The organism is Archangium sp., from assembly GCF_036277355.1.
GTDB lineage: Bacteria > Myxococcota > Myxococcia > Myxococcales > Myxococcaceae > Archangium.
In genome coordinates, this window is sequence record NZ_DASUNC010000089.1 from 48775 (window position 1) to 64372 (window position 15598).

The following is a 15598-nucleotide window of genomic DNA, read 5'->3' on the forward strand; positions in this document are numbered from 1 at the left end:
GGCATCCGGGCGGGCAGGCCCCCTTTTCCTTCATTGCCCCCGGCACCACATTCCGACAAGAGCAGGTCTCGATCTTCCCGAGCGGAACGCATGCCCAAGAATCGCGGTCACCACCTTCCAGAGACTCCAGGCGACACCAGGACGGGATTCGTCCGGGTGCGAGGGGCCCGTGAGCACAACCTGAAGAACGTGGACGTCGAGCTGCCCCGTGACGCCCTGGTCGTCTTCACGGGCGTCTCCGGCTCGGGCAAGTCCTCGCTGGCCTTCGGGACGCTCTACGCGGAGGCGCAGCGGCGGTACTTCGAATCCGTGGCCCCGTACGCTCGGCGGCTGATCGACCAGGCGGGTGTCCCCGAGTTCGATTCGATCGACGGCCTGCCCCCGGCGGTGGCCCTCCAGCAGCACCGCGGCACGCCCACCACGCGCTCGTCGGTGGGCAGCGTGACCACGATCGCCAACTCCCTGCGCTTGCTGTACTCGCGCGCCGGAACCTATCCGCCCGGCCAGCCACACCTCGACTCCGATGCGTTCTCGCCCAACACCCCGGCGGGCGCCTGTCCCAACTGCCATGGGCTCGGCCGCGTCTACGACGTCACCGAGAAGTCGATGGTGCCGGATGACTCGCTGACCATTCGCGAGCGCGCGATCGCCGCGTGGCCTCCCGCGTGGCATGGCCAGAACCTGCGCGACATCCTGGTGTCGCTCGGCTACGACGTGGACCGTCCCTGGCGAGACCTTCCCCAGAAGGACCGGGAGTGGATCCTCTTCACGGAGGAGCAGCCGACCGTCCCGGTCTACGCGGGCTTCACTCCGGCGGAGACGCGCCGCGCGCTCAAGCGCAAGGAGCCCCCGAGCTACATGGGGACGTTCACGGGCGCCCGGAAGTACGTGCTGCAGACCTTCGCCACGACGCAGAGCGCGCTGATGAAGAAGCGCGTGTCGCAGTACATGGTGAGCGGAGAGTGCCGCCTCTGCCAGGGCAAGCGGCTGCGTCGCGAGTCCCTGTCCGTCACCTTCGCGGGGCTCGACATCGGCGAGCTCTCCCGGCTGCCGCTGAAGCGCGTGGCCAGCATCCTTCAGCCCGCCGTGGACGGGACGGCACCCGGGGCGGCGAAGCTGGCGCGCGAGCACCCGGAGAAGGCGCTCGTCACCCAGCGGATCGCCAGGGATCTGCTGGCGCGCATCCAGGTCCTCAGCGAGCTCGGGCTGGGCTACCTCTCGCTCGAGCGCAGCACGCCGACCCTGTCTCCCGGCGAGCTCCAGCGGCTGCGGCTCGCCACCCAGGTACGCTCCAACCTCTTCGGCGTGGTGTACGTGCTCGACGAGCCCTCCGCGGGCCTCCATCCGGCGGACACCGAGTCGCTGCTCGAGGCGCTGGATCAGCTCAAGGGCTCGGGGAACTCGTTGTTCGTGGTGGAGCATGAGGTGGACGTGATCCGCCACGCCGACTGGATCGTCGACGTCGGGCCAGCCGCGGGAGAGAAGGGCGGGCAGATCCTCTACAGCGGTCCGCTCGAGGGGCTCGCGGCCGTGGAGGCGTCCCAGACGCGGCGTTACCTCTTCGGGGCCGGGAAGACCGTGAAGCGCCGCACGCCTCGCGAGCCCAAGGGGTGGCTCCGCCTCGAGGGTGTCTCCCGCAACAACCTCCACAACCTCGATGTCGACTTCCCGCTGGGCGTCTTCACCTCCGTGACCGGCGTCTCGGGCTCGGGCAAGTCGAGCCTCGTGAGCCAGGTCCTGGTGGAGCTGGTCTCCGAGCAGCTCGGCCATGAGATCCCCGAGGAGGAAGAGGAGGGCGAGGAGCTGGAGCGCTCCGTGGTGCTCACCACGGGGGGCCGGATTGCCTCGGGGATGGAGAGCATCAAGCGCCTGGTCCGGGTCGATCAGAAGCCGATCGGGCGCACGCCGCGCTCCAACCTGGCGACCTACACGGGACTCTTCGACAACGTGCGCAAGCTCTTCGCGTCGACGAAGGCCGCACGGGCCCGGAACTACGACGTGGGGCGCTTCTCGTTCAACGTGGCCAAGGGCCGCTGCGAGACCTGCGAGGGCGAGGGCTTCGTGAGCGTCGAGCTGCTCTTCCTGCCCAGCGTCTACGCGCCGTGTCCCACGTGTCATGGGGCGCGCTACAACGCCAAGACGCTGGAGATCCAATACCGCGGGAAGAACATCGCCGAGGTGCTGGGGATGACCGTCGACGCGGCCCACGCGTTCTTCGCCGAGGAGCCCCAGGTGCTGCGCTCGCTCGGCGTGTTGCGCGAGGTGGGCCTGGGCTACCTGCGGTTGGGCCAGCCCGCGACCGAGCTCTCCGGTGGCGAGGCCCAGCGGATCAAACTCGCGACGGAGTTGCAGCGGCTCCAGCGCGGCAACACGCTCTACATCCTGGACGAGCCCACCACGGGACTGCACCCGGCCGATGTGGACAAGCTCATGGCGCAGCTCGACGGGCTGGTCGAGGCGGGCAACACTGTCATCCTCGTCGAGCACGACATGCGGGTGGTCGCGGCGAGCGACTGGGTCATCGACATCGGCCCCGGCGCCGGTGACGAGGGGGGCCGGGTGGTGATCGCCGGAACGCCCGCGGAGGTCGCCGCCTCGTCCGCGAGCCGCACGGCGCCCTTCCTGGCGGAGGAGAGGTAGACGGAGGGGGAGGGGAGGCCTACACCGAGGGCCTCTTGCCTTCCTCCAGCATCTCCAGCAGCGCCTTCTCCGCGCAGTGCAGCGCTGGCTTCTCGTGCTGCGCCAACTCATCCACCGACTCGAAGTAGCGCTCCACCACCTGGCCCTTCTCGAACATCGCCAGCACCGAGGGATAGATGTACGAGTCCCTCGCCACCGCGGGCGTGTTCCCCAGGTGCTCGGAGACCTCCTTCACCGCCGCCACCATCGTCTTCTTCGCCAGTTTCACTCCGTCCTTCGCGGCCTCCTGGCGCACCCGCTCCTTCGCCCGGGCCAGCGCGCACGCGCAGATGAGCGTCCCGCCCCACGTGCGGAAGTCCTTCGCGCTGTAGCGCGCCCCCATCACCTCCTGGATGTACTCGTTGATGTGGCGCCGCCTCACGTCCACCACGAACCCATCGTCCAGCACGAACTTGAAGACGTCCCGCCCCGGCAGCTTCAGGCACTCGCGCACCACGCGCGCCACCTGCCGATCCGTCAGCTCCCTGTGCTGCTGCTTCCCACTCTTGCCCGGGAAGTCGAAGATGACCGTGTCCCCCTTCACCTTCACGTGCTTGGCCCGCAGCGTCGCCAGCCCGAAGCTCTTGTTCTCGTCCGCGTACTGCTGGCTCCCCGCGCGGATGAAGCACGTCCCCAGGATTCTCAGCAGGCACGCCATCACCTTGTCGCGCCCCAACCCCGGCCTGCGCAGATCCGCCGCCACCCGCCGCCGCAGCTTCGGCAGCGCCCTCGCGAAGTCGACCACCCGCTCGTACTTCTCCGCCTCCCGCTTCTTCGTGAAGGACTCGTGGTAGCGGTACTGCCACCGCCCCGCGCTGTCCTTGCCCATCGCCTGCAGCTTCGACGTCGCCGACGGGCTGATCAGCACGTCCTTCCACGCGGGCGGCAGCTTCAGCGCCTCGATGCGCTTGCGCTCCTTCGCCGGCACCGGCTTCCCATTCGCCAGCACGTAGTGGAAACCCCGCTGGGGGCTCCCGCGCCGGTGGATTCCGTCCTGCCGCAGTCTCTCGATGTGCGTCATGCCCGGGTCGTGGCTCCTCCCTTCAATGCCTGTGCAGCCGGACGCACCCCGTCAACGCAGCCCCGGCTCGCCCGCCGGGTGGGGCTACAGACCTGAAATCGCCGGGAAGGCTTTCCGTAATCCCGCGAGCCTGGACTAGACTCCCAACCCCCTCTCCGCTTGCAGGCCCGATGACCGAGTTCCTCGCCGCCATCCTCGCCTTCCCCACCATCCTCTTCACCATCCCGCTCGGGGTGGTGATCGGCTACTGGCTCATCGTCATGGTGGGCGCCGTGGGCGTCGATCTGCTCGACGGGGACATTGGCGACTTCGCCCTGGGCGCCAAGGCGGGCGCGGCCGAGGCGCTCGAAGGCGGCGTGAAGGGTGCCATGGAGGGCGGGGCCAAGGCCGCCATGGAAGGCGGCGCCAAGGCGGCGCTCGAGGGCGGTGTCCATGCCGATGCCAGCCTCTTCGAGGTGCTCGGCTTCGGCGGCGTCCCCGTGACGGTGTCCATCAGCTTCGTGGTCTTCCTGTCCTGGTTGATGTCGCTGGCCTTCACCCGCCCGGCCAGGGAGGCGCTCGGCTTCCTGCCTGGCGCGCTCGTCGGCGGTGGCCTCGCCGTGCTGTACCTCGCCATGGGCCTGGTGCTCGCGGGCCTCGCGGTGCGGCCCCTGCGGCCGATGTTCGCCACGCACCAGGCGCCTCGCCGCGCCGAGCTCATGGGCCGCGTCTGCGTCATCGCCAGCGGCAAGGTGGACGGCAAGTTCGGCCACGCCACCTTCGAGGACGGCGGCGCCGGCCTCCTGCTCAACGTGGTCTGCGACAAGGCCAATCAACTCACTCGCGGTGAAAAAGCCCTCATCCTCAGCTACGACGCCGCCCGCGACGCCTACGAGGTGGAGCCCGTGGACTGGCTCCTGCCGCAGGAGCTGGAGCACCTGAAGGATCCGCTCACCGCCGCCGCGCTCGCACGGGACAGGTCCCGCACGCGTTAGCGCAACGCTTGCGCACCTTCTTCGAGACTTCTCATTGCCGCGCCGGAGCTGTTAGCGGGGGACTCCGGCCGCGTGATAGGTTCCCCCGGTCTACTCGCTCGGGAATCGCACCGACATGGATCCAATCGTCACTACTGGCATCGGAATCACCGGGGGACTGTTCTTCCTCTTCTGTTCCGCGTTCATCGTCTCCAGGTTCTACCGGCAGGTGGATCAGGGACGGGCGCTGATCATCAACCCCTTCAAGGGAGAGCCGGTCGTCACCTTCACTGGCTCCATCGTCTGGCCCATCATCAACCGGGCCGAGGTGATGGACATCTCCCTCAAGACGATCGACATCGATCGCCGCGGCAAGGAGGGCCTGATCTGCCAGGACAACATCCGCGCGGACATCAAGGTCACCTTCTTCGTCCGGGTGAACAAGACGCGTGAGGACGTGCTCAAGGTGGCCCAGTCCATCGGCTGCGCCCGCGCCAGCGATCAGGAGACGCTCGAGCACCTCTTCGAGGCCAAGTTCTCCGAGGCCCTGAAGACGGCCGGCAAGAAGTTCGACTTCAAGGACCTCTACACCGAGCGCGAGGCCATCAAGGACGAGGTCCTGCGCGTCATCGGCAAGGACCTCAACGGCTACATGCTCGAGGACTGCGCCATCGACTTCCTGGAGCAGACTCCCGTCGAGCTGCTCGACAAGGACAACATCCTCGACGCCGAGGGCATCCGGAAGATCACCGAGCTCACGTCCGTCCAGAACGTCCAGACGAACGAGTTCCGGCAGAACGAGCGCATGAACATCACCAAGCGCAACGTCGAGTCGGACGAGGCCATCTTCGCCCTCGAGCGCCAGCGCGCCGAGGCCGCCGCCAAGCAGAAGCGCGAGATCGACTCCATCACCGCCCGGGAGACCGCCGAGGCCGAGCGCGTGAAGGCCGAGGAGTACGCCAAGCAGCAGCTGGCGCGCATCAAGGCCGAGGAGGAGATCCTCATCAACGAGCAGAACAAGCAGCGCCAGGTGGAAGTGGCGCAGAAGAACCGCGAGCGCGTGGTGGGCGTGGAGGCCGAGCGCGTGGAGAAGGATCGCGCCCTCGAGGCCATCAACCGCGAGCGCGAGGTGGAGCTGTCGCGCATTGGCAAGGAGAAGCAGCTCGAGGCCGAGAAGAAGGCCATCGCCGACGTGGTGCGCACCCGCATCGCCGTGGAGAAGGGCGTGGCGGAGGAGGAGGAGCGCATCAAGGATCTGCGCGTGAAGGCCGAGGCCACCCGCCGCAAGGACGCGCTGCTCATCACCGCCGAGGCCCAGGCCCAGGAGAAGCTCGTCAAGGACATCAAGGCCGCCGAGGCCAGCAACGAGGTGGCCAAGTTCTCCGCCAAGGAGAAGCTCACCCTGGCCGACGCCGAGCTGCAGGCCTCCGACATGACGGCCAAGGCGAAGATGCGGCTGTCCGAGGGTGTCCAGGCCGAGCAGGCCGCCCATGGCCTGGCCGAGGCGCGCGTCAAGGAGGCCGACGCCCTGGCCACCGAGAAGCAGGGCATGGCCGAGATGCGCGTGAAGGAGGCCGAGGCCGCCGTCATCGAGAAGCAGGGCATGGCCCAGGCCACCGTCCTCAAGGAGCGCGGTCTGGCCGAGGCGTTCTCCGCCAAGGAGCGCGGGCTCGCCGAGGCCTCCGCCACGCGCGAGAAGCTGCTCGCCGAGGCCGCCGGTGAGAAGGAGAAGGGGCTGGCCCGCACGAGCATCGGCGAGGCCGAGGCCCAGGTCATCCAGAAGCGCGGCGAGGCCGAGGCCATCGCCATCCGCGAGAAGCTGCTCGCCGAGGCGAAGTCCATCGAGGAGAAGCTGCTCGCCGAGGCGCGCGGCCTCGCCGAGAAGGCCGAGTCCATGAAGCTGCTCCAGGGCGCCACCCGCGAGCACGAGGAGTTCCGCCTGCGCCTGCAGAAGGAGCGCGACGTGGAGCTCGCCACCATCCAGGTGCGCAAGGACATCGCCGAGTCCCAGTCCAAGGTGCTCGCCGAGACCATGGGCCACGCGAAGATCAACATCGTCGGCGGCGACGGCCAGTTCTTCGAGCGCTTCATCAAGGCCATCTCCGTGGGCCAGTCCGTGGACGGCGCGCTCGACCAGAGCGAGACGCTGCGCAAGGCCTTCAGCGGCTACCTCAACGGCGAGAAGGACCTCTCCGCGGACCTCAAGGAGATCCTCTCCAAGCCGGGCCTCACCAGCGACGCGCAGAACCTGGCCATGGCCGCCCTGCTGCACCGCATGGCGCCCAACCCCGCCGCCGCGGCCGCCTCCAACCTGAAGTCCCTCGTGGAGTCCGAGCCCGCCCGGGTTTCGGCTCCCGAGAAGACCCAGGGCTGAAGCCGGCCTGGCAGTCGCGGTCACACAGTTGGAAGACCCTCACCCTCGCCCTCTCCCAGAGGGAGAGGGGACCCACACAGTGGAACCTGGGTTCGACCCTCTCCCCCTGGGAGAGGGCCGGGGTGAGGGTAGGTGCATCAAGGGTTCCCCCCCTTTCCCGGTGAACTGAAGATGGCAACTGAAAGCACCGCCCCCGCGTCGGGCGAGGCCACGCTGGCGGGTGGCAGCTACGAGGTCATCCGCGCACGCCTGCTCAACCAGGCCGAGGCCCTCAACACCAAGGCCACGGATCTCAACGAGCGGCGCAAGAAGCTCTTCGGTGGCACCGAGCTCACCGTCATCGGCAACGAGCGCGTCCGCACCGAGAACAACTGCGTCCCGCGCGACATCGTCGGCGTCGGCAAGTACCTGCTCTTCGGCTACAACGTCTTCATCGGTCTCAAGAAGGAGATGACCGTCGCCGACGTCTTCTCGCTGCACAAGTTCGAGAAGACGGCCGAGGGCTTCGACTTCTCCGAGGTGCCCGCCACCGAGGCCGGCGGATTCCTCAAGGATCCGCGCTTCGTCAAGGACTTCGGCGAGCTCTACAAGTACTACAAGGACACGCGGCTGCTGCAGCTGCGCCGCAACGAGACGCGGCTGCTCGCCGTCTTCCAGACGGGCAAGTCCGATCGCGACATCAAGGTCTTCCGCTTCGGGCTCGATGTGGAGGGCAACGCCACCTACATCGACAACCAGGGCGAGCGCGATCACGTCTTCCCCGCGTCCCACGACTTCGAGTGGACGGTGGCCACGCGCGAGGACTACGTGCTGGGCCAGCACCCGCACGTCAACGTCCTCGACCAGGTGTTCGTCGAGACGGTGAAGGGCGACCTCACCATCAAGGTGGAGGACAACACCGCGGACGGCCTGGGCATCTACCGCGAGCCGGTGGAGGACCCCGACCAGTCGCTGGATGACGCCGAGTTCGCCTACGCCCAGGTGGGCGCCCTCATCCTGCTGCGCGTGCTGCCCTTCCGCGAGACGAAGCACCGCTACCTCGTCTTCAACACCCGCACCCAGCACGTGGTACGCATCGACGCCATCGGCAGCGCCTGCATCCGCCTGCCCGAGGATCAGGGCATCGTCTTCCCCGGCGGCTACTACCTGCAGACGGGCGACTTCAAGGTCTTCGAGGGCATTGGCGAGGGCCTCCAGTTCAAGCGCGCCATCCGCTCGCCCAACGGCGAGGACGTGCTCTACGTCTTCTTCCGCCGCGACGAGGGCGCCTACGTCCTCTTCCCGTACAACCTCGTGCGCAAGGAGGTGCAGAACCCGCTGCTGGGGCACGGCTTCAGCCTCTTCGCGGACGGGCGCATGGTGCTCTTCCGCAACACCTCCAACGAGCCCACCCGCGTGCACCCCATGCAGGTGTGGCAGACGCCCTTCGTCTCCGCCGAGCATGCCGCGAAGATGCCGCCCGCCCCCGGCTACCTCGGCAAGGTGGGCAACGCCGAGCTCGTGCGCGGCATCTCCGACGCCCTGACGCTCGTGCGCATGGCCCGCACGGACAAGCCCTCCCGGCGCACCTACGAGGACCTCGCCGCCGCCGCCACCCGCATGCTCGATGCCTTCTACTGGCTCGGCCATGAGGAGACGAAGCTCCAGGAGGGGATTGAAACGCTGCGCCGCACCTCCGAGCTCATCATCGACGAGTTCGAGAAGGTGCTCGCGCTGCAGAAGCGCGCCACCGAGTCCATGGCCGAGGCCCAGAAGGTCCAGGAGCAGGTGCTCCTGCGCGTGCGGCCCGAGGAGCTCCAGAACGCCGAGGGCTTCATGAATGCCCTCTCGGAGCTGCGCAAGCAGCGCGGCCACCTCATCACCCTCAAGGAGATCCGCTACATCGACACGGCGCGGCTCGATGCCCTCGAGAAGCAGGTCATCGAGGAGACCGACCGCGTCAGCACCGATGCCGTGCAGTTCCTCCAGCGGGGTGAAGCGCTCAACCCGCTGGCCGAGCGCCTGGACGTGCTGCTGCAGAAGCTGGAGCCCATCCAGACCACCCAGGAGCTGGCCCCGCTCGGCGAGGACATCGAGCAGGTGGGCAAGGGCCTCGAGGTGCTCAGCGAGACGGTGGGCGGCCTGCAGGTGGGCGATCCCCTCGCGCGCGCCCGGATTCTGGAGGGCATCTCCGAGCTGTTCTCCCGCCTCAACCGCGTGCGCGCGGGCTTGAGCGTCAAGCGCAAGGAGCTGGTGGGCCGCGAGAAGCGGGCCGAGTTCGGCGCCCAGTTCAAGCTGCTCGGCCAGTCGGTGGAGAGCGCGCTGTCCGTGGCGGACTCGCCGGAGAAGTGCGACGAGGGCCTGTCGCGCCTCACCGTGCAGCTGGAGGAGATGGAGGGGCGCTTCGGCGAGTTCGACGAGTTCCTCGGCCAGCTCACCCAGAAGCGCGAGGAGCTGCTCGAGGCCTTCGGGCAGAAGAAGCAGGCGCTGCTGGACGAGCGCCAGCGCCGCGCGCAGAACCTCTTCGGCGCCGCCGAGCGCATCCTCACCGGCGTCGCCCGCCGCGCGAAGTCCTTCAAGTCCGAGGACGAGCTCAACACGTACTTCGCCTCCGACTCGATGGTGCTGAAGCTGCGGCAGCTCGCCGAGCAGCTCCTCGGGCTCCAGGACAGCGTGCGCTCGGACGAGGTGCAGAGCCGCCTGAAGACGGCGCGCCAGGACGCCCTGCGCGCACTGCGCGACCGCAACGACCTCTACGAGGAGGGCTCGGGCGCGCCGGTCATCAAGTTCGGCAAGCACCGCTTCAACGTCAACACCCAGCAGCTGGATCTGACGCTGCTGCCGCGAGACGGCGCGCTGTACCTGCAGCTCACCGGCACCGACTACGCCCAGAAGCTGGAGGAGCCGGAGCTGGAGAAGTACCGCGAGCTGTGGGAGCAGCACCTCATCTCCGAGACGCCCCAGGTGTACCGCGCCGAGTACCTCGCGGCGCAGGTGCTGCTGGACGCGGAGGAGGGGAAGGGGAGCGTGACGCTGGCGTCGCTGCACCAGGCGGCGCTGGAGCCGAACGGGTTGCTGGAGAAGGTGCGCGCGTACTCGGCGGACAAGTACGACGAGGGCTACGAGCGCGGCATCCACGACGCGGATGCGGCGGCCATCCTCGAGAAGCTGCTGGCGATGCACACGGGAGCGGGGCTGCTGCGCTTCGCGCCCACGCCGCGCGCCTGGGCGGCCCTCTACTGGGCCTTCGGGGGCGAGGGCGATGAGAAGGCGCTGATCCACCGGCGCGCGCGCAGCCTGCACCGGCTCCGCGCAGCCTTCGGTGAGTCGGCGGAGTTGGTGGCCCTCGGCAACGAGGCGGGCGAGCGCATTGGCGCGTTCCTGAAGGACTCGGGCGTGGCGTGTGGCCCCGCGGAGGCGCGGCTCGCCGGGCGCTACCTCGTCGAGGAGCTGGCCGGAGACAGGCCCCGCTTCACCACCAGCGGCGAGGCCGTGGCGCTCAAGGACGCGCTGCTGGCGCAGCTGGACAGGGCGGGCACGCGCTCGGCCTTCGAGGACGATCTGCGCGGCCTGGAGAAGAACCTCCCCGAGCGGCTGCGCACCGTGCGCGCGTGGGTGGAGGCGTACCTGGCGCGGCGCGAGGGCGGCCCGGGCGCGGCGGCCCACGTGGCGGTGGAGGCCGCGGTGGTGCTGCTCACCGAGCGCAAGCTGGATCGCGAGGTGGCCGGGGCGCTCACCTCCACCGAGGTGCAGGGGATGCTGGGCCAGCACCCGCGCATCCAGGACCGGAAGCTGCCGCTGCGGCTGGATGAGTTCCTCACACGGTTGAGTGACTTCCGGCAGGTGCGCGTGCCGGCCTACCAGGCCTACCGCGCGCTGCTGCGCGACTTGCTGGATCGCGAGCGCCGCCGGCTGCGCCTGGAGGAGTTCACGCCGAAGGTGCTGTCGTCCTTCGTGCGCAACAGGCTCATCGACGAGGTGTACCTGCCGCTCATCGGCGCCAACCTGGCCAAGCAGCTCGGCTCGGCGGGCGAGAACAAGCGCACGGATCGCATGGGCATGCTGCTGCTCATGTCGCCTCCGGGCTACGGCAAGACGACGTTGATGGAGTACGTGGCCAGCCGGCTCGGCCTCACCTTCGTGAAGGTGAACGGCCCGGCGCTCGGTCACTCGGTGAAGTCGCTGGATCCGGCCGAGGCTCCCAACGCCACGGCCCGCCAGGAGGTGGAGCGCATCAACCTGTCCTTCGAGATGGGCAACAACGTGATGCTCTACCTCGACGACATCCAGCACACGGATCCCGAGCTGCTCCAGAAATTCATCTCGCTGTGCGACGGCCAGCGGCGGATTGAAGGCGTGTGGAACGGCAGGACGCGCACGTATGACCTGCGCGGCAAGAAGTTCTGCGTGGTGATGGCCGGCAACCCATACACCGAGACGGGCGAGCGCTTCCGCATTCCGGACATGCTCGCCAACCGCGCCGACACGTACAACCTGGGCGACATCCTCGACGGCAAGGAGGACCTGTTCGCGCTGAGCTACATCGAGAACGCGCTCACGTCGAACAGCGCGCTGGCGCCGCTGGCCACGCGCGAGCCGGGTGACATCCACAAGCTCATCCGCATGGCCAAGGGCGAGGAGGTGCCCACCGGCGAGCTGTCGTACGGCTACGCGGCGGCGGAGCTGCAGGAGATCGTCGCGGTGTTCCAGCGGCTCTTCAAGGTGCAGGAGGTGCTGCTGAAGGTGAACCTGCAGTACATCGCCTCGGCGGCGCAGGACGAGCGCTTCCGCACGGAGCCCGCGTTCAAGTTGCAGGGCAGCTACCGCAACATGGGCAAGATCACCGAGAAGGTGGTCGCGGCGATGACGGACGAGGAGCTGGAGCGGCTCATCGACGATCACTACCAGGGCGAGTCGCAGACGCTCACCACGGCGGCCGAGCAGAACCTGCTGAAGCTGCAGGAGATGCGCGGGCGGTTGACGCCGGAGAAGGCGAAGCGCTGGGAGGAGATCAAGCTGGGCTTCGCGCGGGTGAAGCGGATGGGCGGGAAGGAGGACGATCCGGTGGCCCGGGTGACGGGTCAGCTGAGCGCCATCGAGGAGCAGCTCGGCTCGGTGGCGGGCGCGGTGGTGAAGGCGGCCGAGGTGTCGCGGCAGTCGGGTCCGAGCCCGGTGGCCGAGGTGGTACCGCGGCTGGAGTCGCTGCGTGAGGCGCTGCTGGAGCTGGCGAAGAAGGAGACGCCGGCGCCGGTGGTGCAGGGGCCGGATCTGACGCCGTACCTGCAACACCTGGCGAAGGTGCTGCGGGCGCTGGCCGAGCGCGCGGTGGCGGCGCCGGCCCAGACGGTGGACATGGCGCCGGTGATGGAGCAGCTGACGCAGGCGGTGAAGACGATGGCGGAGCGCCAGCCGGTGGCGGCGCCCGTGGCCGCGCCGCCCGCGGACCTGGGGCGGTACATGGAGCAGATGTCCCAGGCGGTGAAGTCCATGGCGGAGCGGGCGCCCGTGCCCTCGCCGCAACGGGCCTCGGCGCCACTGCCCGCGGACCTGGGCAAGCAGATCGTGCTGGTGGAGAGCGCGCTGGCCCCGCTGGAGCGCCTGGCGAAGCGGACCCTGCAGAGCGGCGACGAGAACCTCAAGGCCATGCAGGTCTGGCAGGCCGTCACCGAGGCGCTGGAGTTGCTCCAGGCCATGCAGCGCCCCACGGGCTGAGCCACGCTCCGCTCATCCGTACCAAGACCCTCACTCCGCTCAACAACCCCTCGCCCTCCGGGAGAGGGACGGGGTGAGGGTGCCACGGATCCCGGGTTGGTTCCCGATGGAGCGTTACTCTCCCTCCTCGGTGAGACCCAGTTCCTCCAGCGTTGGCCTGCGAACCAGTACCCGGAGCTTGCCGTCGCGCGCGTAGCCCACGGAGTAGTGTTGGCCAGCGATGTCCACTCCTGCGCCGTGGGGAGGCCTGGGGTGGGCATTCAACCAGGTATCAGCCTCCTTCCGGGAGCTGAAGGCACGGAGTGGGGGGCGGGGAATGTTCGAGTCAACATTCTCGAGGAAGCTCTCGAAGTGGGATGTCTGATTGCTCTCCAGGATGAAATGAATGGCGAGCAAGGCCATATCGACCGAGTCCTTGTCCCCGGGAGCGTGGGCATGCACACGTGCCTGGCGGAGTGCGCCAAGGGCCTCTCTGACGAGAGGGTGCATGGACTGACTGGTCATGGTCAGTCCGGTGCTCTCGGGGAGGCGGGCCAGGAATCGGCCTCCGTGCTCGGGTGAGTAACCGACAGCGTATCGAGTGCCCGAGATAGCAACACAGTGTGCAACTCGAGGATCCATTGGCTGCTGTAGCGAAGCCTCGGCCTGCTCGCGTGTATCGAAGGAAGAGGGCAGGGGATGGGAATCGCCTGCCCCGAAACACGTCAGATAGTCCTCGAAATTATGGAGATGACCACTGCCCCAGATGAACTGGAGCGCGATCGCCGCTGTCCTGAGCGGCTCCCTACCTGGTGGAGAGCCCAAGTCCTCCTGAATCTTCTCGAGGACACCGCAAGCTGCGTCTATGTCGAGGCTCATGACAGCAGTACCAGGGGGGCGAGGACCATCAATCCCCCGCCAGTGTAGATGACAATGAAGGCGGTCCCCGCGGCAACAACGGTGACGCCCACCATGACTTCTTTCTGATGGCGCCTCAACCAATCCGCGGCCTGGTGAATGGCTGTAAAGCTCAAGGCCTCCAGTTCCTGTAGCTTCAAGCAGTTCATATACTCTTTCAGGCATTTGTTGTTGCAGTACTCGATATGGCTATGGCTTCGGCGTGGGCCATGCGCATAGGGCGGCTTGCGCTTCATGCAGTCGCGGTGACAGTCGATCTGCTCCTGGTCGCAGTCTCGTGGGCGTCTGGATGCGAGCACGATGCGGGGTGTACTGCCCCCGGTGCTTGCTTGAAGGCCGTTCAACTCCTGATTCCAGAGGGAGGCGTGTTGCCAGGAGTATCCGGCCTGGTTTCTGGGGGCAACTCGTATAACCAGAACAGACTCATTCAACTCGGGCGGCAACTCCTGGGATGGTTCTGCGACCAGAGGTGTCTGGCTACTGCTGCACGCAGCAAGAAGGCCGATGAGTCCCATGAGGGTGACACGGAGCATGGCCCCCTGCGTACCTCACTTCCTGGGCATCCCGTAGAACTTCCGGCCCGGGTTGGCTTCCATCTGAGACGGCCTCTTCCCCGAGCCACCACCCAGCGGCTACCGTGCGGCCCCCGAGCGCGCACAGGCGGGCCCGCTCTCCTTCGATCCCCCATCTCCGCTCCGCCCGCCCGAGGTCCCCCCGTATGTCCCGCGCCACCCCCGACTTCGATCCCTCGACCGTCGACGTGGATGCCTTCCTGGCCGACATCCGCGCCCTGCGCGCCGAGATGGACGCCTCCGTCAGCGAGGCGGATCTCGCCCACCTGCGGAAGATCGAGACCTGGGGCCGCGCCGCCTCCGTGCTCGGCCTGGCCACCTGCTGGGTGATGCCCAACCCGCTGAGCGCCGCCGCCCTGGGGCTCGGCCGCTCCACCCGCTGGCTGCTCATGCACCACGTGGGTCACCGCGGCTACGACCGCGTCCCCGGTGCCCCCGTCGAGCGCACCAGCAAGGGCTTCGCCAAGGGCAACCGCCGCTTCGTCGACTGGCTCGATTGGATCCTCCCCGATGCCTGGGTCTACGAGCACAACGTCCTCCACCACTCGCACACCGGCGAGGACGCGGATCCGGATCTCCTCGAGCGCAACGCCGAGGGCTCCCTCCGCAACCCCCACCGCCCGCTTGCCCTGCGCTACCTCCAGCTCGCCCTGCTCGCCATCACCTGGCGCGCCAGCTACTACGCCCCCGAGACGCTCGCCTCGCTGCGCCGCAAGCACCGCCCCGACGGGCCCCTCACCCGCGAGGAGTGGCGCGAGGTCCTGTTCAGCGGCTACGCCCCCTACATCCTCTGGAACTTCGCCATCCTCCCCGCGCTCTTCCTGCCCCTCGGCGCCTGGGCCGGCTTCAGCGCCCTGTGCAACTCGCTCATGGCCGAGGTCATCACCAACGTGCACACCTTCCTCGTCGTGGGCCCCAACCACACCGGCGAGGACCTCTACCGCTTCGACTCCCAGCCGGAGAACAAGGGCGAGCGCTACCTCCAGCAGGTGATTGGAAGCGCCAACTACCGCACCGGGGGCGATCTCAACGACTACCTCCACCTCTGGCTCAACTACCAGATCGAGCACCACATCTTCCCCGACCTCTCCATGCTCCAGTACCAGCGCATGCAGCCCAAGGTGCGCGCCCTCTGCGAGAAGCACGGCATCCCCTACGTGCAGGAGAGCGTGTGGACGCGCGCGCGGAAGATGGTGGACATCGTCGTGGGCAAGGCCTCCATGCGGCGGCTCTCGCGCCGTGAGACGGCTCCCGCTTCCAGCCCCCTTCCCGAAGTCGCGTGATAGGGTGCTCTCCCGTGCACACCCTCTTCGTCATGATCAAGTGTGAGCTGGGGCAGACCTAACCCTGCCCGGCGTCAAGGACACCTACACCATCACCACCTTCAAGGCCTTCTGAGCCCGGACTCCTG

General features: G+C 68.0%; 8 protein-coding genes. 5 read left to right on the top strand and 3 right to left on the bottom strand.

Going from position 1 to position 15598, the window contains the following annotated elements; all coding sequences use genetic code 11:
- Positions 1-90 precede the first annotated feature (90 nt).
- Positions 91-2640: an excinuclease ABC subunit UvrA gene (gene uvrA / locus VFZ09_RS23680; RefSeq protein ID WP_329729903.1), complete on the top strand. Its 2550-nt coding sequence runs from the start codon at positions 91-93 to the stop codon at positions 2638-2640.
- 19 nt (positions 2641-2659) lie between these two features.
- Here the strand turns inward: uvrA and VFZ09_RS23685 are convergent, their stop codons facing one another.
- Entirely contained in the window at positions 2660-3700 is a 1041-nt protein-coding gene (locus tag VFZ09_RS23685) for a DNA topoisomerase IB (RefSeq protein ID WP_329729904.1), read from the bottom strand.
- 170 nt (positions 3701-3870) lie between these two features.
- Between VFZ09_RS23685 and VFZ09_RS23690 the strand changes: the two genes are divergently transcribed.
- The 3 genes from VFZ09_RS23690 to VFZ09_RS23700 all read left to right on the top strand — a co-directional run bounded on the left by VFZ09_RS23690 (position 3871) and on the right by VFZ09_RS23700 (position 12718).
- A complete protein-coding gene (locus tag VFZ09_RS23690; RefSeq protein WP_329729905.1) occupies positions 3871-4674 on the top strand; it encodes a hypothetical protein in 804 nt (267 codons plus the stop codon).
- 115 nt (positions 4675-4789) lie between these two features.
- Positions 4790-7027 carry a flotillin family protein gene (locus tag VFZ09_RS23695; protein ID WP_329729906.1) on the top strand — a complete coding sequence of 746 codons (2238 nt, stop codon included), beginning with the start codon at positions 4790-4792 and terminating at the stop codon, positions 7025-7027.
- Between the two features lie 171 nt (positions 7028-7198).
- Positions 7199-12718 carry a DNA repair ATPase gene (locus VFZ09_RS23700; RefSeq protein ID WP_329729907.1) on the top strand — a complete coding sequence of 1840 codons (5520 nt, stop codon included), beginning with the start codon at positions 7199-7201 and terminating at the stop codon, positions 12716-12718.
- A 114-nt stretch (positions 12719-12832) separates the two neighbouring features.
- On the opposite strand, the gene VFZ09_RS23705 is transcribed toward VFZ09_RS23700, so the two are convergent.
- Both VFZ09_RS23705 and VFZ09_RS23710 read right to left on the bottom strand, forming a co-directional pair.
- Positions 12833-13576, bottom strand: a complete 744-nt coding sequence (locus VFZ09_RS23705; RefSeq protein ID WP_329729908.1) for a hypothetical protein — start codon at positions 13574-13576, stop codon at positions 12833-12835.
- The gene (locus VFZ09_RS23710; protein ID WP_329729909.1) at positions 13573-13851 is read right to left on the bottom strand and encodes a hypothetical protein; all 279 of its coding nucleotides are present in this window, start codon (positions 13849-13851) and stop codon (positions 13573-13575) included. The genes VFZ09_RS23705 and VFZ09_RS23710 overlap by 4 nt, the downstream gene beginning before the upstream one ends.
- A 482-nt stretch (positions 13852-14333) precedes the next feature.
- Between VFZ09_RS23710 and VFZ09_RS23715 the strand changes: the two genes are divergently transcribed.
- Complete coding sequence (locus VFZ09_RS23715; protein ID WP_329729910.1) at positions 14334-15470, top strand: fatty acid desaturase family protein; 1137 nt, start codon at positions 14334-14336, stop codon at positions 15468-15470.
- Positions 15471-15598: the final 128 nt, after the last annotated feature.